General features: G+C 68.6%; 16 protein-coding genes. 7 read left to right on the top strand and 9 right to left on the bottom strand.

Annotated features, from left to right (window positions below; genetic code table 11):
- Positions 1–190 precede the first annotated feature (190 nt).
- Positions 191–952: a dienelactone hydrolase family protein gene (locus tag R2J75_RS14635; RefSeq protein ID WP_243329974.1), complete on the top strand. Its 762-nt coding sequence runs from the start codon at positions 191–193 to the stop codon at positions 950–952.
- A 149-nt stretch (positions 953–1,101) separates the two neighbouring features.
- Positions 1,102–3,285, top strand: a complete 2,184-nt coding sequence (locus R2J75_RS14630; RefSeq protein WP_243329976.1) for an acyl-CoA dehydrogenase — start codon at positions 1,102–1,104, stop codon at positions 3,283–3,285.
- A 5-nt stretch (positions 3,286–3,290) separates the two neighbouring features.
- On the opposite strand, the gene R2J75_RS14625 is transcribed toward R2J75_RS14630, so the two are convergent.
- The 6 genes from R2J75_RS14625 to R2J75_RS14600 form a co-directional block, all read right to left on the bottom strand.
- Positions 3,291–3,638, bottom strand: coding sequence for a hypothetical protein (locus R2J75_RS14625; protein ID WP_243329978.1), 348 nt, complete (start codon positions 3,636–3,638; stop codon positions 3,291–3,293).
- Positions 3,639–3,781: 143 nt separating this feature from the next.
- Positions 3,782–4,285, bottom strand: coding sequence for a hypothetical protein (locus R2J75_RS14620; RefSeq protein WP_316410466.1), 504 nt, complete (start codon positions 4,283–4,285; stop codon positions 3,782–3,784).
- Positions 4,286–4,368: 83 nt separating this feature from the next.
- Entirely contained in the window at positions 4,369–4,719 is a 351-nt protein-coding gene (locus R2J75_RS14615; protein WP_316410465.1) for a cupin domain-containing protein, read from the bottom strand.
- Between the two features lie 32 nt (positions 4,720–4,751).
- Positions 4,752–6,287: a hypothetical protein gene (locus R2J75_RS14610; RefSeq protein ID WP_316410464.1), complete on the bottom strand. Its 1,536-nt coding sequence runs from the start codon at positions 6,285–6,287 to the stop codon at positions 4,752–4,754.
- A gap of 3 nt (positions 6,288–6,290) precedes the next feature.
- A complete protein-coding gene (locus tag R2J75_RS14605) occupies positions 6,291–7,556 on the bottom strand; it encodes a hypothetical protein (protein WP_316410463.1) in 1,266 nt (421 codons plus the stop codon).
- Between the two features lie 29 nt (positions 7,557–7,585).
- Positions 7,586–8,932: a hypothetical protein gene (locus R2J75_RS14600; protein ID WP_316410461.1), complete on the bottom strand. Its 1,347-nt coding sequence runs from the start codon at positions 8,930–8,932 to the stop codon at positions 7,586–7,588.
- A 204-nt stretch (positions 8,933–9,136) separates the two neighbouring features.
- Here R2J75_RS14600 and R2J75_RS14595 point away from each other — a divergent pair, with 204 nt between their 5' ends.
- Positions 9,137–10,738 carry an immunoglobulin domain-containing family protein gene (locus R2J75_RS14595; protein WP_316410459.1) on the top strand — a complete coding sequence of 534 codons (1,602 nt, stop codon included), beginning with the start codon at positions 9,137–9,139 and terminating at the stop codon, positions 10,736–10,738.
- Between the two features lie 4 nt (positions 10,739–10,742).
- Here R2J75_RS14595 and uraA read toward each other — a convergent pair whose 3' ends face one another.
- Complete coding sequence (gene uraA / locus R2J75_RS14590) at positions 10,743–12,023, bottom strand: uracil permease (RefSeq protein ID WP_243329989.1); 1,281 nt, start codon at positions 12,021–12,023, stop codon at positions 10,743–10,745.
- 70 nt (positions 12,024–12,093) lie between these two features.
- A complete protein-coding gene (locus R2J75_RS14585) occupies positions 12,094–12,798 on the bottom strand; it encodes a 16S rRNA (uracil(1498)-N(3))-methyltransferase (RefSeq protein ID WP_316410458.1) in 705 nt (234 codons plus the stop codon).
- 75 nt (positions 12,799–12,873) lie between these two features.
- Here R2J75_RS14585 and R2J75_RS14580 point away from each other — a divergent pair, with 75 nt between their 5' ends.
- From R2J75_RS14580 to R2J75_RS14570, 3 genes are read left to right on the top strand one after another with little or no spacing between them, the layout of a single operon-like run.
- Positions 12,874–13,926: a bifunctional UDP-4-keto-pentose/UDP-xylose synthase gene (locus tag R2J75_RS14580; RefSeq protein WP_243329993.1), complete on the top strand. Its 1,053-nt coding sequence runs from the start codon at positions 12,874–12,876 to the stop codon at positions 13,924–13,926.
- Positions 13,923–15,599, top strand: coding sequence for a glycosyltransferase family 39 protein (locus R2J75_RS14575; protein ID WP_243329995.1), 1,677 nt, complete (start codon positions 13,923–13,925; stop codon positions 15,597–15,599). The genes R2J75_RS14580 and R2J75_RS14575 overlap by 4 nt, the downstream gene beginning before the upstream one ends.
- 10 nt (positions 15,600–15,609) lie before the next feature.
- On the top strand, positions 15,610–16,767 hold the full coding sequence (locus tag R2J75_RS14570; RefSeq protein WP_394365922.1) for a cysteine desulfurase family protein: 1,158 nt from the start codon (positions 15,610–15,612) through the stop codon (positions 16,765–16,767).
- 175 nt (positions 16,768–16,942) lie between these two features.
- Here R2J75_RS14570 and R2J75_RS14565 read toward each other — a convergent pair whose 3' ends face one another.
- Positions 16,943–17,665: a FadR/GntR family transcriptional regulator gene (locus R2J75_RS14565; protein ID WP_243330000.1), complete on the bottom strand. Its 723-nt coding sequence runs from the start codon at positions 17,663–17,665 to the stop codon at positions 16,943–16,945.
- Between the two features lie 206 nt (positions 17,666–17,871).
- Here R2J75_RS14565 and R2J75_RS14560 point away from each other — a divergent pair, with 206 nt between their 5' ends.
- Positions 17,872–19,617, top strand: coding sequence for an L-lactate permease (locus R2J75_RS14560; protein WP_243330002.1), 1,746 nt, complete (start codon positions 17,872–17,874; stop codon positions 19,615–19,617).
- Positions 19,618–19,773 lie beyond the last annotated feature (156 nt).

Genomic DNA, 19,773 nt, shown 5'->3' with positions numbered 1-19,773 from the left:
GGATGCGGGCACCGGGCCCGGGGGTTGGAGGGAAGGTTCCGGCCCGGCCCGGGGCCTGTCGAGGGCCGAATGCGCCCCTAAATGCAATTTTTCCTTCATAAAGAATCCGCGCCGGCGCGGGGCCGGCCGCATTTTCCCTTCCCGCCGGGGCCGGGACCCTTTAGGCTTGCTGCACCTTCCGGAGGCCTCCATGCGCGCCGCCCGTTTCCTGCTCGCCCTCGCCGCCTTGCCGGTCTTGGCCGGCGATCTCCCCTACGCCGACGGGCCGACCCGCTTGGCGGGCTACTTCGCCGCCCCGCGCGCGGCCAAGGGCAAGGTGCCCGGCGTGATCGTCCTCCCCCAGTGGATGGGGCTCACGGCCCACGAGCGGTCGGTGGCCGATCGCCTCGCGGGCCTCGGCTACGCCGCCCTCGCCGCGGATGTCTACGGCGTCGGCATGGCCCCCAAGGATGTGAAGGAGGCCGGGGTCCTGGCGGGTCGCTACAAGGGGGACCGGGCGCTCTACCAGGCCCGCATCCGGGCCGCCCTGGCGGCCCTGCGGGCCCAGCCCCACGTGGATCCGGACCGGATCGCGGTCATCGGATTCTGCTTCGGCGGCACGGGCGCCCTGGAGGCGGCCCGGGGCGGCCTGCCGGTCAAGGCCGTGGTCTCCTTCCACGGCGGCCTGGACAATCCGCCGGATCGGGCCGCGGCCCCCATCGCCGCCAAGATCCTCGTCTGCCACGGCGCCGACGATCCCTTCGTGCCCGCCCGGGATGTGGCCGCCTTCCAGGACGAGATGCGCCAGGCGAAGGCGGACTACGTCTTCATCGCCTACGCGGGGGCCGTCCACGCCTTCACCCAGAAGGAGGCCGGGGACGACCCGGCCAAGGGCGCGGCCTACCAGGAAACCGCCGCCCGCCGGAGCTGGGGCCACATGCGGGCCTTCCTGGCGGAGGCCTTCGGGCACTGACCGGCCGGGGTGGGGCCCGGACCATTCGGTATTCATTTTATTGACTAATAATGGGTTAGCGGGCCGATTTTTGCCTGGAGTCCCCTTGCCCGGGGGCGGGATCCAACTAGATTGGCGTCACCCGGCGCCGCCGGTCCCGAAGGTCCCCGATGCTCCTGTCCGCCGCCGTCCTGCTCCTCGCCCTGGCCGTCCTGGGCTTCGTGCCCCCCCTCCGCCGGGCCCTCCTCACGGGGCCCGCCCTGGCGGTCTTCCGGAAGCGCATCCCGGCCCTCTCCCCCACGGAGCGGGAGGCCCTCGAAGCGGGCACCGTGGCCTGGGACGGGGAGCTCTTCCGGGGCGACCCGGACTGGACCGCCCTCGCCGCGAGCCCGTCCCCGGCCCTCACGGACCGGGAGCAGGCCTTCCTGGACGGTCCCGTGGAGGAGCTGTGCGCCATGCTGGACGACTGGCGGATCGTCCGTGAGCTCCGGGACCTGCCGCCCCCGGTGTGGGCCTTCCTCAAGGCGAACGGCTTCTTCGGCATGATCATCCCCCGGGAGTACGGGGGCCTCGGGTTCTCCGCCCTGGCGCACTCCCAGGTGATCCTCAAGCTGGCCAGCCGCAGCAGCGCGGCCGTCACCACCGTGATGGTGCCCAACTCCCTGGGGCCCGCCGAGCTGCTGATCCACTACGGGACCGAGGCCCAGAAGGCGCGCCACCTGCCCCGGCTCGCCCGGGGCGAGGACATCCCCTGCTTCGCCCTCACCTCCCCGGAGGCGGGCAGCGACGCCGCGTCCATCCCGGACCGGGGCGTCGTGTGCCGGGGCCGCTTCGGGGGCCGGGACATCGTCGGCCTCCGCCTCACCTGGGAAAAGCGCTACATCACCCTGGGCCCCGTCGCCACCCTCCTGGGTCTGGCCTTCCGGCTGGAGGACCCGGACCGGCTCCTGCCCGAGGGCTCCGAGGGCATCACCCTGGCCCTGATCCCCACCTCCACCCCCGGCATCACCATCGGCACCCGCCACGACCCCATGGGCATCCCCTTCCAGGTGGGGCCCAACCGGGGGAAGGACGTGTTCATTCCCCTGGACTGGATCATCGGCGGGGCCGCCCAGGCCGGGAAGGGGTGGCGCATGCTGATGGAATGCCTGGCCGCGGGGCGGTCCCTGTCCCTGCCGGCCATGGCCACCGGCGCGGTCAAGACCGTCGCCCTCGTCGCCGGGGCCTACGCGCGCATCCGGCGCCAGTTCAAGCTGCCCATCGGCCGCTTCGAGGGCATCGAGGAACCCCTGGCCCGGATCGCGGCCAACGCCTACGCCATGGATGCCGCCCGGACCCTCACCTGCGGGATCGTGGACCAGGGGGGCCGCCCCAGCGTCATTTCCGCCATCGTCAAGTACCAGTGCACCGAGCGCATGCGCCGCTCCGTGAACGACGGCATGGACATCCTCGCCGGGGCCGGCATCTGCCTGGGGCCCCGGAACCCCCTGGGCCACGCCCACCAGACGCTCCCCATCGGCATCACGGTGGAGGGCGCGAACATCCTCACCCGGAGCCTGATCATCTTCGGCCAGGGCGTCATCCGGTGCCACCCCCACGTCCTGGACGAGCTGAGGTCCCTGGATCGGCTGGAGGTCTTCGAGCGGCACCTGGGCGCCCATGTCGCCTTCACGCTGGGCAACCTGGGGCGCGCCGCCCTGCGGGGGCGGCTGGCGCGGACGCCGGGTGGGCCCGCGCGGCCCCTGTACCGGCGCGCCTCCGCCTATGCGGCCGCCTTCGCCCTCGCCGCCGACCTCGCGCTGCTGGCCCTGGGCGGCGCCCTCAAGCGCCGGGAGAAGCTCTCGGGCCGCATGGCCGACATCCTGGGCCACCTCTACCTGGTCTCCGCCTGCCTCAAGCAGTTCGAGGACCGGGGAAGGCCCGCGGCGGAACTGCCCCTCCTGCGCTGGGTCTGCGAGGACAGCTTCCTCCGCATCGAGGAGGCCTTCCAGGGCCTGGTCCGCAACTTCCCGAACCGGCCCGTGGCCTGGATCCTGCGGCTCCTCGTGCCCCGGGGGGCCCAGGGCCCCAGCGACGAACTCGGGCACCAAGTGGCGGGCCTCCTCCTCGAGCCCTCCTCCGTGCGCGACCGGCTCACCGCCGGAGCCTTCGTGCCCATGGATCCCCGGGAGCCCATCGGCCGCCTGGAGGACGCCCTCCGCAAGGTGATCGCCGCGGAGCCCCTGGAGCGCCGCGTGGCCCTCTCCGGCCCGGAGCGGGAGATCCTGAGGCAGGCCGAGGAGGCCCGCCGGGAGGCCACCCGGGTGGATGACTTCCCGCCGGTGATCCAGCCCGAGGGGCGTTCCCAGGCTTGAATGCGCTAGGGAATTCGGATCGCGGAGGTGAAGTGCTGGCGGCCATCCAGGCTGCGGTAGACGACGAACTGCCAGCGGGACAGGCCATCCTCCCCCCGGACGGGACAGACGAACTTGATGTTCAGGCCCGCGACCACCTGGGTGTAGGCCTCGCAGACCTCGTCCAGGTCCAGGCCCTGCAGGTGGGCCTGGACGAAGGTCCGGGCCTCCTGCACCAGGTCGAGGTCGGCGGAGGCGGGGCTGTAGGCGCCCACCATCGGGTGGCCGGAACGGGCGCCGGGTTCGGGCGTTCCGGCGAAGGCGGACGGGGACAGAACCAGACCGAGGGTCAGGGCAAGCAGAGCTGGGCGCATGGCGGTTTCCTTGGGAACGTACGGGCAGAGGCTTCCCAGGCTGGGCGCGCCTCCGCATCGGATGGAACTCACCCCCCCAAGCTAGGGACGCTCCATGCGCGGGTCAACCCCGGCAAAAAACAGCTACTTGAATGTGCAAGTATTTACCGTAAATCCTTTGGAACCGTCGAAAGACCGAACAGCGAGGGCCAGCGCAGGTCGGGCGGGAGGATGGTGATCGCTTCCGATGAAAAGGGGATGGCATCCCGGAGGCGCTGCTCCAGAAGCGTGTCATCCGCCATGCTGGCCAGCGGGCCGACTTGATGGCCCACCAGGTCGAACGTAAGGCGCTTGTCCGTTGGGTATTCGGAATAAGCCGCATATTCAACGTACGAACCGAAGCCATCGCGGAGTATGAAATTCCTGCGAAAAAATCCGCCGCTCCGCTGGAAGTCCAGGATGTAGCGGCCGCCCGGGCCCAGGTCGACCCGGTCGGGGACCTTCTCCAGGGTGCGCAAGCGGGCGCCCGTGAGCTTGTCCAGGACGGTGAGCGTGCCGCAGCCCTCCCGGGTGCCCAGCACCAGGGAGAGGCTCCACGGGCTGCCGGAGCGGTTGACCAGTTCCAGCCGGTCCTGGGCGGCGAGGGCCAGGCCCTGGACCACGGTCATCACCACCGGGGCGGCACGCAGGAGCAGGCTGAAGGGGGTGGATCGGCCGGACGGGTGCGACACGGGGCGGGGAAAGGCCGGGATTAACCGGCCTGGCGGGTCAGGAGGCCGAAGAACACCAGGGGGGCCTCGGAGTCATTGATGAGGCCGTGGCTTTGGCCGGCCTTGAGCACGAAGAGGTCGCCGGGGCCCACCGGGAAGCTGCGGCCGTCGAGGACGCCGGTCCCGTGGCCCTCCAGGATCAGGTAGAGTTCGTCGGTGTTCGGGTGGGGATGCTCCCCGATGCTGGACCCGGGGGCGAGCGCCGTGCAACCGGCGCTCACCACCCCGTCCATTTCCCCCAGCTTGAGGTAGTCGGCGCACCGGGCCGGGCCGTCGCCGCCGCGGATGCCCATCCGGTCCTGCCAATCCAGCTCTGCGCGCCTGCGGATCATGATTCCTCCTGGGGGGAGTATAGCCGCCGCCGTCAGGCCGGATCGTGGACCTCCAGGTTGATCTCCGTCGTGGGCCGGGTCTCCCAGACCAGTTCGGGCGTCAGGATGATCATGAGCTCCGTCCGGTTCCGGGAGCTGCTGTGGGTGCCGAAAAGGCGCCCGAGCAAGGGAATCCGGCTGAGCCAGGGCATGCCCGAGATGTCCTTGGAGGTGGATTCCTGGATGAGGCCTCCGAGGACGAGCACATCGCCGCTGACAGCCCGGACGGTGGTCTGGATCTCCTCCGTGAGGATCTCCGGGTAGAGGCCGCCATTGGCGGGCAGGAGGGCCCCCTTCTGGGTCACCTGGGGGTAGAGGGTGAGGACCATGTCCCGGTCCAGGCCCACCTGCACGCCCACCTGGAGGTAGACGCCGAGCTTGGCTTCCCCCACGTCATACATGGCCTGCCCGGTCGAATCCTTCCCCGTGAATTTCGGGTAGAGGAAGCGGGAGCCGCTGAGCACGAAGCTCCGCTCGCCGTCCAGCAGGGTGATGGTGGGATTGGAGAGCACCTTGGCCTTGCCCTTCGATTCAAGGGCGCTGAGGGTGGCGCTGACGGCCAGGGGCGCGTGGGTGAACTTGCCGAGCTTGATGCCGGGGACCTGGTTGTTGTCGGCGGCGGAGCCCACTTCGTTGGAGGTATAGGCGAGGCTGTCCATCCACTTGATGCCCAGCTGGCGGGCATCCTCTTCGCCCATGCGGAGGATCTTCACGGCGATGCGCACCTGGTCCCGGGGCCGGTCGAACTTCTGGGCCAGGGTGAGGGCCCGGCGCACCATGGCGGCCGGGCCGGAGAACACCACATCGTGGGTCTTCATGGAGGCATCGGTGGCCCCCAGGACCTTCAGCTGCTCATCCCCGGCCCCCGTGCCCCCTGAACCGTCCATGGCGGGCGTCAGGTAGGTGGGGCCGAAGGTGACCTTCACGTCGGGCAGGACCTTGGAGATGGCGTCCGCCATGCTGGAGGCGGACACCCGCCGGCACCGGTAGGCGGCGTCCAGGGTCGTCTCCCCCTCCTGGGGGAAGCGCAGGTTGAGGTCCACGGACAGCCCGATCTGGTACACCCCGTCGATGACGCGGTAGTCCAGGTCGCAGGCCAGGAGGATCTGGCGGAGGGCCTTCTCGAAGGCCTGGTTCTTGAAATCCAGGGAGATCAGCTGGCTGGGGGTCCAGGGGAGGAAGGACATCTGGACGCCGGCTTCCCGACCGAATCGCCAGAGCACCTCCTTGGCGTCCTGGTACGAGATCCGGAGGCTGTATCGCTTGTCCTCCCCGGCAGCCGAGGTCCCATCCTGGCTTTCCGCCGACGGGTCTCCAGAGGCCGCCCCTGGGGCTCGTCCGACCTGGGAGGCGCTGGTTTGGGTCAGGGCTCCAGGAGGGGGATGGGTCGGCCCTTCCGGGTGAACCGCCGGGGCGGGGGCAGGGTGAAGGCCCTTCAACCGGCCTGAGAAGGTGGACCTGCCCGGGGCGGCCCCCTGGCCCATCAGGGCCAGGGTGGCCAGCACGGGGATGGCTGCGCGGATCTGCATGGGCTACCTTGTGCTCTTGGTGAACAGCGTGGGGTCTGGATTCGGACTCCGCGGGATCTCCTGGCAGAAGAAGGCGAGGATCTGCGGAGCCATGGCGGTGATCTTCATGCCGCTGGCTTCCTTCGTGGCGACGCTCACCGTTTTGTCCTTGATGGAACGCCGCTGCAGGGTCTTGAAAGCGCCAGGGTCGAGGCGCTGGCTGCTTTCCGCGGCCGAGATCTCCAGGTTCTTCGCGAGGAGCAGGCCTGTGATGACCATCGGCATGATGCCCGGTTTCGCATCCTCCAGCCTCCCGGAGGACACCAGGTCGATGCCCATGTCGGGAGGCAGGCGCCAGGCGCGGCTCTTGAACAGACCGGGATTGAACCAGGCTCGGGTGATGGACACCCGCTTGGTCTGGAGCTTCAAGTTGATCTGTACTTGGCCTCCCGGGTTCCCGCTCCCCGGTTTCAACGAAAGGGCTGGATCCGGATTCCAGGCCTCCTTGCTGTTCAGCGACCACGTCTGCCAGCCGGCGCTATCCAGCCATTGGGTGGGGTCGGGGCTGAAGACCACAGGGTAGTAATTGCCGTCGCCTTCCGATTTGGAGACCGCAGAGGTCGCAAAGTCCGAGCACATCTCTTCGACGACGGCCTGCAGATCCTCTTCGTGGAATTTCTCCAGGGTCGCCAGGATCGCCTCGATGGCATCCTTGTTCCCCTGGTTCTTCCAGGCGTTCAGGGCGGCCGCAGCCTCCGCGTCGGCTTTGGCCGCCGCAGCCTTGAGGTTGGCTGTTTCCGCGGGTGTCCCGCCGCCCTGGGTCGCGGCCGCATCCGCGAATTGGGCCGCATCCCGCTTGTCGAAATACGCGGCTTGGTAGGTCAGATACTGGTTGAACTGCGGGGATCGCGTCCCAGGCCGATTGCGCGGATACAGACGTTCCCTGGCTTTCCTGGCGGCGTTCCGGTCCCGCTCGTTCTTGAGGATCGTCACATCCATCCGGTCCAGGAGGCTCCCGTAGACGGTGCTCAGGTTTCTTCCCGTCTCGACATAGTCCAGGTAGGGACCGGGAACCTCGTCGACGAGCATGGAGTAGGCCTCCAGGACATCCTGGGCATTGTCCGGGTCGGAGACCTCCGGGTCGATCCCGAATCCGGGACGCACGATGACCAGGTGTTCACCGGCGGCCGTCAGGCCGGGATTGACGAGGATCTGGGTGAGCTTGGCATGGATCCGCGCCGCCAGGTCCTCGTCGGGTCCCGCCTGAAGGATGATGGTCGCCGGCAGCATCAGGGCGACCCCGAGTGACCTCCGCATACTCACCGGGTCCGGCCGGCGAGTTTCCGGGTGACATTCGGCTTCGCGGGGTCAAGGGCCGCGGGGAGGTCCTTGGGCGGAACGACGCAGATCGCGCCGATGACCTGGACGCCATCCAGGTCGATGCCGGACTTGTTGAAGATCTTGGACAGATCCATGGTCTTGTTGTCCTTGCTGTAGCTGCCGTGGATCCGGAAGGGCCCGATGCCCACGCTCACGCTGGCCTTGAGGCTGTGCTCGACGTTCTTGATGTCCTCGTCGGTGACCTGGGCTCCGATATGGATGTCCTTGGCGAGGATGAGGCTGACCGCATAGGTCTGGAGGGGCATCTGGTCAATTCTGGGGTCGTTCAGGGATCCCACGGCCAGCATGCCATTGAACACATTGCTGGGGAGCTTCCAGTTGGGGTTGAGGAAGAGCAGGTCGTTGGCCCAGTCCCGCTCGATGTCCACCCGCTTGAGCTTGAAGGTGATGGAACTGTTCGAGTCCATGAGGTGCTTGCTCAGGGACATGTCGTGCTTCGCCACCTCGGCATTGATCTTGAACCAGCCGACCCGGCCCTTGAGACCAGCCGCGATGGCCTGGTCTGCCAGCTTGGAGTTCTTGACCGTCTTGCTCTTGTTGTAGGTCACAGTCATCCAGCCGTCGTCGGCGGTCCAGCTGCCAATGCCCGGGAAGAAGGTCACTTTGGGATAACCATTGGGATTCATGGCAACGGCCGTGTTGAACTTGCCGGAGAGGCTCGACCACCAGGCATCGCCGGTCTTGGTCTGGAGCTGCTGGATCTGGTGGACGGCCCCCTCGTAGGCGAACTTGTTGCCACTGCCAATCCAGTCCTGGAGGGCCCCCTGGATCCGCTCTCTGCTGTGGGTGTCCTCGGCCTCGTAATAGGCATCGCGATACTTGTGATAGATAGCGTACTTCTCGCTGCCATCGCCCCATTCGGCCTGGAGATCGCTCAGCCTCTTCTGGTCCTTCGGCGAAAGCTGGTTGGGCGTCACCGACTGGGCATTGTTGACGATCGCGTCGTAGATGGACGAGAACGTGAAATTGCCGTTCTTGACCATCACGGGCTTGGCCTTGTAGATGGCGTCCGCAAGGTCGAAGGCGGCCCGCTGGGAGTCGTCGGAGGTGGGATCCCAGCCGTCCCCGCCCACGGGCAGGCCAGGCAGGGCGAATTCGAAGAGGAAATTGTTTCCAGTCATGCCATTGAGCACCGCCTTGCTGATCACGGCATGGAGCTGGCCCATCTGGTCGTCGATGGAGGGGACGTCCGCGGCCAGAGGCGTGAGGGAGGAGGCGCCAGCCAGCAGGAGGAGACAGAGAGGGAGATGAAGGGGGTTTTTCACGAGGGAGCCTCGAAGGGGGGTTGGGGATGGACCGGACGGAGCGCCGGGGTGCTTTCTTGTTCAGAAACTTAGGGGCCTCCCTGGGCATGTCAATGAAATATTATTAAATGTGAATTGCAAAAGCCCTGAAAACGGGATCAAAAGGGGGGTTGCCTGTCTTCAAACATGATTTAATTATATATCTGACGCGCAGAGAGGATCCTCATGACTGACCTGTTCCGGGCCCTCGCCCCTTGGCTGCTTCTGGTGCTCCTGGCATGCGGGGGTTCCCGGAATTCGGGGGCCGTGCATGTCCGGGTCCTGGGCCCTTCCCTCCCCTTGCCGCCCCTCGGGAGCACCCTGGAACTGGAGGCCGTGGTGCGGAAGGGGGATGATCTGGCCAATCCGCCTGCGGGTTCGTACCAATGGATCTTCAACGGAAGCCCGATTCCCGGGGCCAACCAGCGGACCCTGACCTTGGCCTCCCTCACCCGGGAAATGGCCGGCGGGTACGCCGTTCACGTGAAGGTGGACGGCCAGGACACCACGACGGAACCCTATTATGTGGAGCCGGTGGATGTCGTGCTCGTGGTGACGACCCCGGCTGACCATGGACCGGGCAGTCTCCGCGAGCGTCTTAGCCAAGTGAGGGGCGACCAACTGCATGGCATCCTTCTGGACCTGCCCACGGGCCAGGACCACATCCAGCTGGCATCCACCCTGATCGCCCCGGTGGGGCGGGCCGTGCTCCTCGCGCCTTCCTGGACCTCCGTGGTCGTGGACGGAGCGGATGCGTGCCGCCCCTTCTTCGTGCCCAAGGGCGCCTCTCTCGCACTGACGAACTTCACCGTGACCGGAGGACTGGCCAAGGGAGGTGATGGCCTCGGCGGGGGTGGAGCCGCGGGCGGAATGGGCGGAGCGATGTTCATCAACGGAGGGGCTGTCGCCTTGAGGGACATGCTGTTCGTGAAAAACCGTGCGCTTGGAGGCGCGAGCAGCCCCGGTACCGACGGAGAGAATGGCGGTGGCGGCGGATTTGGCGGCGACAGCGCATCCCAGGGCGGCACCGGGGCCCCGGGGGGGCTCCTGGGAGGAACCGGCGGCTTCGGGACGCTGGACGGGCTGGACACGAGCGACGGGGATGGCGGGGATGGGGATGGCGACGGGGCCGGAGGGGGCGCGGCCCGCGGCGGCCTGCTGTCCACGCCGCTGGCCCAGTGGGCCGCCAATCTGGAAGGGGGCTCGGGAGGCGACTTCGGAGGGGGCGGCGGCTTCAGTGTGGGGCCCCTGGGCGGGGGTGGCGATGGCTCCTTCGGCAGCGGAGGCGGTGGGAGTGGCGGCGTCTCCGCCCACTTCGCCATGGCCTTCGCCTTCCCGGGCGCGGCGGCGGGCGAGGGCGGTACCTTCGGCGGCGACGGCGGACTCGGGGACGGGATCCAAGGTGGCCGCGGCGGAGGGGGCGGTGGCATGGGCGGCGCCATCTTCCTCCGCCACGGAAGCCTGAAGGCGGACGGCTGCAACTTCTCCCTCAACCGGGCCGAAGGGGGCGATGGGGCCGAACGAGGGCTGGGCAAGGGCGGGGCGGTCTTCATCTACGATGACGAAAACGGCGCGTCCGAAGCGGCCGCCTACATGGCCATGCTCGGCAAGCAGCGCTACGCCGGCAATGTGGCCACCGATCTTGTGGAGGATCCGTCCTTCGATAACGCGAATTTCTACGTCGCGCAGACGCTGCTGGCCAAGCGGGTGGACCCCGCCTTCCGGGACCTGTACCGGCGGTACCGGCTCGCGCTCCGGATGGGGATCCCCCCGCGGGGAACGCCCTGAGGGGTCAGGCCTGGGGCGCCACCTTCTCCCCGGCCCAGACGACGATGCCGAGCAGGATGGCCACGACGGTCGCCAGGGCCATGCCCTTGAGTTCGACGTGGCCCAGGGTGACCTTGGCGCCGCTGACGCCGATGACGAAGGTGACGGCGCTGAGGATCAGGTTGGAGGGCCGGGTGTAGTCCACCTTCTTCTCCATGATCATGCGGATGCCGGCCGCGGCGATGACGCCGAAGAGGAGGAGGCAGACGCCGCCCATGACGGGCACGGGGATGGAGCGGATGGCCGCGCCGATCTTGCCGACGAAGGAGATGACGATCGCGATGGTGGCCGCGCCGCCGATGACCCAGACGCTGAACACGCGGGTGATGGCCATGACGCCGATGTTCTCGCCGTACGTGGTGTTGGGCGTGGCGCCCGCGAGGCCGGAGAGGATGTTGGAGAGGCCGTCGCCCAGCAGGGACCGGTGGAGGCCGGGGTCCTTCATGAGGTCGCGGCCCACGATGTTGCCGGTGACCACCAGGTGCCCGATGTGCTCGGCGAGCACCACGAGGAAGGCCGGGAAGATCATCATGACGGCCTGGGCGTTGAAGACCGGGGCGGAGAAGGAGGGCAGGGCGAACCAGGCGGCGTCATGGATGGGCTTGAGGTCCACCAGGCCGAGGAAGGCGCTCAGCCCGTACCCGAACACCACGCCCACGAGGACCGGGATGATGGAGAGGAACCCGCGCGCGAAGAGGGAGACGAGGATCACGACGCCGAGTGTGGAGACGGAGACGATCAGCTCCTGGGCGTGGTGGGGGCCCACCGGTCCGGTGGTGACTAGGCCGGCCATCTGGGCCGCCACGGGGGCCAGTTCCAGGCCGATGACGGCGACCACCGCGCCCATGGCCGCCGGCGGGAAGACCACATCCAGCCAGCGGGTGCCGATCTGCCTCACCAGCAGGGAGACCAGGATGAAGAAGAGGCCGAAGCAGATGAACCCGCCCTGGGCCGCGCGGTAGCCCATGGGGCCGGGGAAGGCCGCCATGACCGCGAATACGGGGGCGATGAAGGCGAAGCTGGAGCCCAGGTAGGCCGGGATGCGGCCCCGGGAGACGATGAGGTAGACCAGGGTCCCGATGCCGTTCAGGAGGAGGGAGACGGAGGGATCGACCTTGAAGAGGAAGGGCACCAGGACGGTGGCCCCGAACATGGCGAACAGGTGCTGGAGGCTGAGGGGGATCGTCTCTAGGGCGGGGAGCCGCTCCTCGACCTGGATGATGCGCGGACCGCTGCCGTTCGCCATGGCGACTCCTGGGAAGGTATGGAGGTTTGAGAAGATCTTAGCGGCCTTCCCCGCGGAATGCGCCCGGCCCTCAGAAAAGGCGGCCCACCAGGGCGGCCACGGCCGTCTCCACCCGGAGGATCCGGGAGCCCAGGTTGACCGGCGTCAGCCCGGCCCGGCCCAGCAGCTCCACCTCCTGGGGCAGGAAGCCGCCCTCGGGGCCGATGGCCAGGGTCACCGGCCCCGTGAGGTCCCGGGGGCAGGGGACCGGAACGCCGGGGTGGGCGACCAGGGCCGTGGTCCCCGCCGCGAGGGACGGCAGGACCTCCTCGGCGAAGGGGCGCAGGAGGCGGTGCAGCTCGAGGGAGGGCAGCACGGTGTCCCGGGCCTGCTCCAGGCCGAGGACCCGCTGCAGGAGGAGGTTCTCCTCCGCCATCCGGGGGCTCTTCCAGTAGCTCTTCTCGACCTTCCAGGCGTTCACCAGGTGGATCCGGGCGACGCCGAGGCTGGCGGCGGCGGCCAGGACCCGGTTGAGGACCTTGGGGCGGGGCAGGGCGAGGACGAGGGTGAGGGGGAGCTTGGGGGGCGGCGCCTGGTCCAGGGTCACCTCCAGCTCCAGGGCGTCGTCCAGGGCGAGGACCCGGCCCCGGCCCAGGTTCCCCCCGAGGCGGCCCACCACCAGGTCGTCCCCGACGGCCGCCCGGTGGACCTCCTGCACATGGCGCAGGCGCCGGCCCTCCAGGCGGACCCGGGTCGGGGAGACGAAGTCCTTATCCTCCAGCAGAAGCAGGTTCATGCCCGTTCCTCCCCGTGCATGGCCGCCTCCAGGCCGTTCTGATAGGATGGAACGTTACCTTGAACTGGAGTATCCGTGAAAATCCTCATCCTCGGCGTCAACGGCTTCATCGGCTCCCACCTGGTGGGCCGCATTCTTCGCGACACCAACTGGGAAGTCTATGGCATGGACCTCGGGAACCACAAGGTCACCGAGTTCCTGGGGAACCCCCGCTTCCACTTCCGCGAGGGCGACATCAGCATCAGCAAGGAGTGGATCGAGTACCACGTGAAGAACTGCGACGTGGTCCTGCCCCTGGTGGCCATCGCCACCCCCAAGGTCTACGTCACCGATCCCCTGCGCGTGTTCGAGCTGGACTTCGAGGAGAACCTCCGCATCGTCCGCCAGTGCGTGAAGTACAAGAAGCGGGTCGTGTTCCCCAGCACCTCCGAGGTCTACGGCATGTGCCCCGACGCGGAGTTCGACGAGGAGACCTCCTCCCTGGTCACCGGGCCCATCCCCATGAACCGCTGGATCTACAGCACCTCCAAGCAGCTCATGGACCGGGTCATCTGGGGCTACGGCTTCCGGGACAACCTCCAGTTCACCCTCTTCCGCCCCTTCAACTGGATGGGCCCCAAGCTCGACAGCCTCAACACCGCCAAGGAGGGCTCCAGCCGCCTGGTGACCCAGTTCGCCTGGAACCTCTTCAACGGCGAGCCCCTCAAGCTGGTTGACGGCGGCACCCAGCGCCGCTGCTTCTGCGACGTCGAGGACGCCATGGACGGCCTGATGGCCATCCTGCGCAACGAGGGGGGCAAGGCCGACGGCCGCATCTTCAACATCGGCAACCCCAAGGAGGACCACAGCGTCCAGGCCATCGCCGAGATGATGCTCGAGATCTGGAAGGACCATCCCTTCCGCCTGGAGCGGGGCATCCCCCTCTCCCCCATCGTCCAGGAGACCAGCGGCGCCTTCTACGGCAAGGGCTACCAGGACGTCCTGGTGCGCACGCCCAGCATCCGCCGCATGCAGGAGACCTTCGGCTACGAGCCCAAGATCGGCATCCGCGAGGCCCTCCGGAAGGCCCTCGACTTCTTCGTGGAAGAGCACAAGGCCATGGAGAAGGTGGTGGAGACCGAAGCTTGACGAAGCGCGACCGCGCCGTCCTGCTCTGGACCTGGCTCTTCCTGGGCCTGGTCCCCCTCTTCATGCGGGGCCTGTGGGAGCCCGACGAAGGGCGGTACGCCGAGATCCCCCGGGAAATGCTGGCGGCAGCCGACTGGCTGACGCCGCGCCTCAACCACGTCCTCTACTTCGAGAAGCCCCCCTTCCAGTACTGGCTGTCGGCCATCTCCCTCAAACTCTTCGGGCTGCATCCCTTTGCCGCCCGTCTGCCCTTGGCCCTGGCCACCCTCATCACGCTGGGGTGCGCCTGGAAGCTGGCCACCCGGCTTGGGGCCCGCCAGGGCTTCTGGGCGGCCTTCATGGCGGGGACGGCCCTGCTGGCCTACGTGTGCGGGCAGATCCTCACCCTGGACGCCCTCTTCTCCGCCTTCCAGGTGCTGGCCCTCGTGGCCGGCATCGAGGCGGTGGCGGCCCGCTACGAGGGGCGCCGGGCCTGGACCTGGACCCTGCTCGCCTTCGGGGCCCTGGCCCTGGCCATGCTCACCAAGGGGCTGGCGGCGCCGGTGCTGGTGGGGGTCGGGCTCCTGGCCACCCTCCCCTTCGCCTGGTCCTCCCCGCAGCTGCGGAAGGCGGTGCTCCGCACCCTGTTCGATCCCCTGGGCTGGCTGGTCTTCGCGGCGGTGGCCGCCCCCTGGTTCATCCTCGTGGACCGGGCCAACCCCGGCCACGCGTGGTTCTTCTTCGTCCATGAGCACTTCGCCCGGTACACGTCCCATGTGCACAACCGGCAGGGCTCCAAGAACCCGTTCCTGGACAAGTTCTACTTCACCGCCTTCCTCGCGGTGGGCGTCCTGCCCTGGCTCAGCGCCAGCGTGACGGGGATCCGCCGGGCCTTCGGCTTCCTGCGGGCCCGGGGCCCCGTGTCCGAGCGCGCCCCCCTCCACCGGTGGACGGTGGCGGCGGCCCTCCTGGGCGTGGCGGTGCCGCTGGTCTTCTACAGCCTCTCCGGCTCCAAGCTGCCCCCCTACATCCTGCCGTCCGTGCCGCCCCTGCTCGCCCTGGCCTGCGCCTTCGAGAAGGACGAGGAAGCCTGGGCCTCCCTGGCCCGCTCGGGCCGGGAACTGCTGTTCCTGGGCGTCCTCTTCGCGGTGGGCGTGCCCTTCGTCCTCAAGAGCCGGGAGCCCCTCCCGTGGGTCCTCGCCCTCGGCGCGGCCTACATCGGCCTCGGCCTCTGGGCCCTGCGGCCCCGGGGCCTCACGGGTCCGCGCTTCATGGCGGCCCTGGGGGCCCTGCTGCTCCTGCTGACGTTCACGGCCGAGAAGGTCGCCGGGCGCTCCAAGGACGTGGGGGCCCTGGCGAAGCTGGCGCCCAAGGGCGTCCAGTGGATCAGCTGCGGCGGCTACCATCAGGCCCTCCCCTTCGTCACAGGCGAACGGGTGGTCGTGGTGGCGGGCACCGGGGAACTGGAGTACGGCCGGGACCACCTGAGCCCGGCGGAGCGGGACCGCTGGTTCCAGGAGGAACCCAAGGACCTGCTCCCCACCGCCCTCCGCCTCCGCCGGGAGGATCCCTCCCGCCCGGTGTGGGCCCTGGTGGACATCAAGTGGGCCTGGCGCCACCTGTCCGCCGAGGACCGGTCCGCCTTCGACGTGGTGGCCGGCAACGAGGGCTGCCTGCTGGTGAAGCTGCGGTAGCATGTCCGGCATGACGGACCCCATCTACCTGGACAACAACGCCACCACGCGCCTCGCCCCCGAGGCGCTGGCGGAGATGCTCCCCTGGCTCGGGGACCAGTTCGGCAACGCCGGCAGCGCCCACGCCCTGGGCCGCCTCGCCGAGGGCGCCGTGGTCGTGGCCCGGGAGCGCGCCTCGGCCCTCCTGGGTTGCGCCCCGGCGGAGCTGGTCTTCAACGGGGGGGGCACCGAAGGCATCAACCACGCCTTCCGGGGGGTCTTCGAGGCCTTCCCGGCGAAGCGCCACTTCGTCACCACGGCCGTGGAGCACAGCGCCGTCCTGGCCGTGGCCGACGACCTCCGCCGCCGGGGCGCCGAGGTGACCGTGCTGGGCGTGGACGGCGAAGGCCGCCTGGACCTGGCCGGGCTGGAGGCAGCGCTCCGCCCGGACACGGCCCTGGTCTCCCTGATGGCCGCCAACAACGAGACCGGCGTCATCTTCCCCCTGGAGGAGGCCGCGCGCCTCGTGAAGGGCAGGGGGGTCCTCCTGCATGTGGACGCGACCCAGGCCCTGGGCAAGGTCCCCTTCGACGCCGGGCGCCTGGGTGCGGACCTGGCCAGCTTCAGCGCCCACAAGTTCCACGGCCCGAAGGGCGTGGGCGGGCTCTTCATCCGCCGGGGCCTGCGCCTCCGTCCCTTCATGACGGGCGGGGGCCAGGAGCGGGGCCGCCGGGGCGGCACCCTCAACGTGCCCGGCATCGTGGGCCTGGGGAAGGCCGCCGAACTCGCCCTGGCCCACCTCCCCGCCATGGCCGAGGTCGCGGCCCGCCGGGACCGCCTGGAGGCCGCCGTCCTGGGCGGCATCCCCGGCACCCGCGTGAACGGCGCCGGCGCCCCCAGGGTTCCCAACACCTCCATGGTCAGCTTCCGGGACGTGGAGGGCGAAGCGGTGCTGCTGCGCCTCGACCAGGCCGGGATCTGCGTCTCCACGGGCAGCGCGTGCACCACGGGCCAGCGCGAGCCCAGCCACGTCCTGCGCGCCATGGGCGTGCCGCCCGCGGAGGCGATGGGCTCCGTCCGGTTCTCCCTCAGCCGGTACACCACCGACGCCGAGATCGCGCGCGTCCTCGAGACGCTCCCCGCCATCCTGGACGAACTGCGCGCCCAGGGCCCCCTGGGCCGGCGCTGACCCGTGCCGGGTCCGCCAAGTCTCCTGGATGATCCGGACCCCATGGGAGCGGCACTTGCCGGGGGGCGACAGCCGGGAAGGCGCTGCCTTCCCGACGCCATGGGGACCTATGCCCCCGATGGACGTGCAGCGGCCGCCCCCCTCGGATGATCCAGGCTGCTTTGCGGAGGCTGGACTAGCCCAGGCGCTTCCGGATCTCGCGCTCGGCGAAGGTGACGTGCTCCAGCATGGCCCGGCTGGCGGTGTCCGGATCGTGGGCCTTGATCGCCTCGTAGACCTGGGTGTGCTGGTTGATGATCTTCTGGGCGTTCATCTCGCTGTCGCCCAGCAGCTGCTGGGAGCCGGCGGAGACGGCCTTGCTCCATTCCTCGTGGACCGTGCGCAGGAGCTTGATGAGGAGGCTGTTGTGGGTGGCCTCGGCGACGGCGTAATGGTAGGCCGCGTCGTAGGTCTCGCCGCCCTCGGAATCGCCCTGGCGGATGCGGTCCTTCATCTTCTCCAGGAGCATGCCGATCTGGTCGATCTCGTCGTCCGTGGCCCGTTCCGCGGCCAGGGCGGAGGTGGCCGTTTCGAAGATGCGCCGCACCTCGAACATGTCCAGGAGGGAGTTGCGCTCCATGGCCAGGAAGACCGCCAGGGGCCGGATCACCTCGTTGGCGGCGGTATCCCGGATGAACGTGCCTTCGCCGTGGCGGATCTCGATGAATCCCAGCATTTCCAAGGACCGGATGGCCTCTCGCACGGAGACGCGGCTCACCTGGAGCCGGTCCGCCAGCTCCCGTTCGGACAGGAGCTTGTCGCCCGGCTTCAGCTCCCCGCCGGAGATGAGCTGCTGGATCTGCTCGGCGATCTCCTCGAACAGGCGCTTGGATTTTACAGGGGTGAGATGAATGCCCACGAATGCTTCCTCGGGCTCATGCTAGCAGGGGGTTGAACAGCCAGGACCCATTCATGAATTTTAAGTCATTTGTTTTGAATGTTTAAAAAATTTATCAAATTTTTTCAAAGATCTGGTGGTTAGACCACTAGACCTGGGGTAGCCTTTTCCGATCCCGTAGATCTTTAATTCCATCACCCACCCGTTTCACCCTTCTTGGAGGCTCCATGATCTGGACCCAGGTGTACTCGCCCGTCGCGGGGAACCTCTTCCTGTCGGCCCTCGTGGCCGCCCTGCCCGTGTTCGTGCTCTTGGGCCTCCTGGCCTTCTGGCACGTCAAGGCCCACATCTCGGCCCTCCTGGGCCTGGTCACCGCCCTCCTGGTGTCCATCCTGGTCTACCGGATGCCGGCCCAGCTCGCGGGCATGGCGGCGGTCAACGGCGCCCTCTACGGCCTCCTGCCCATCGGCTGGATCGTGCTGAACGCCATTTTCATCTATGACATCTCCGTGAAGTCCGGGGATTTCGAAGTGGTCAAGCACTCCATCGCGGGCCTCGCGGCGGACCGGCGCATCCAGGCCCTCCTGATCGCCTACAGCTTCGGCGCCTTCATCGAGGGCGCGGCCGGCTTCGGCACCCCCGTGGCCATCTCGGCCGCCATGCTGATCGGCCTGGGCTTCAAGCCCCTGGAGGCCGCCGGCCTGGCCCTCATCGGCAACACCGCCCCGGTGGCCTACGGCGCCCTGGGTTCCCCCCTGATCGCCCTGGCGGGCGTCACCGGCCTCCCCCTGGAGATGCTGAGCGCCGCCGCCGGCCGCATCCTGCCCCTGTTCAGCCTCATGGTGCCCTTCTGGATCATCTGGACCATGGCCGGGCGCAAGGCCATGCTCGAGGTCTGGCCGGCCTGCCTCACCGCCGGCGGCTCCTTCGCCATCTGCCAGTTCCTGGTCTCCAACTACCACGGCCCCTGGCTGGTGGACATCGCGGGCGCCATCATCTCCATGGTCGCCACCATCGTCCTGCTCAAGTTCTGGCAGCCCAAGAACATCTGGCGCTACGACCACGAGAAGCACACCGAGGCCGAAAAGGCTCCCGATCACTCCGCCGGCCGCATCGCCAAGGCCTGGATGCCCTGGGTCTTCCTGAGCATCTTCGTCTTCGCCTGGGGCACCCCGCAGGTCAAGACCTTCCTCAACGGCGGCACCAAGGACAAGCCCAACTTCCTGATGGGCATCTCCAAGAAGGACTTCGAGATCCCCAAGCTCCACAAGGCCATCGTGAAGGCGCCCCCCGTCGTCGCCAAGCCTTCGGCCGAGCCCGCCGTCTTCACCTTCAACTGGCTTTCCGCCACGGGCACCAGCCTGCTGCTGGCGGGCATCGTGGGCGGCCTCTTCCTCGGCTTCGGCCCGCTTGAACTTCTCAAGATCTTCGGCAAGACCATCAAGCGCGTGAAGATCTCCCTCCTCACCATCGCCGCCATGCTGGCCCTGGGCTTCACCACCAAGTCCGCCGGTCTGGACGCCACCATGGGCCTGGCCTTCGCGGCCACCGGCGCCCTGTTCCCCTTCTTCAGCGCGATGCTGGGCTGGTTGGGCGTCGCCCTCACCGGGTCCGACACCTCCTCCAACGTGCTCTTCGGCGGCCTGCAGAAGATCACGGCCCAGCAGCTGGGCCTGAACCCGATCATCACCGCCGCGGCCAACACCACCGGCGGCGTCATGGGCAAGATGATCGACGCCCAGAGCCTCGTGGTGGCCTCCGTGGCCACGGGCCAGGAAGGCGAGGAAGGCACCATCCTCCGCTACGTGTTCCTGCACTCCATCGTGCTGGCCGCGCTCGTGGGCATCGTCGTCTTCTTCTACGCCAAGGTCCTGCCGGCCCACTGGATGCCCCAGCTGCCCGCCGCCGCCCCGGCCCCCGTCGCGGCCCCGGCCGCCGCGGTCCCGGCGCCCGTCCTCACCCCCGCCAAGTAGGCGGAACGGAACGATGTCCTGGAAGGTGGAATTCCCGGCAGCCCCCAGGGGCCTCCGGTTCCCCCTTTGCCTTGGCGGGATGGCCGGGCCGCGCCCGGCCATCCCGTTTGCTTGACCGTGATCCCGCCGGCCCCTCCGGGGCGGGCGGGGTCCTTG

Origin of the sequence: Mesoterricola sediminis, from assembly GCF_030295425.1 — a bacterium.
Taxonomy (GTDB): domain Bacteria; phylum Acidobacteriota; class Holophagae; order Holophagales; family Holophagaceae; genus Mesoterricola; species Mesoterricola sediminis.
This window is presented reverse-complemented; position numbering and strand designations above follow the sequence as displayed.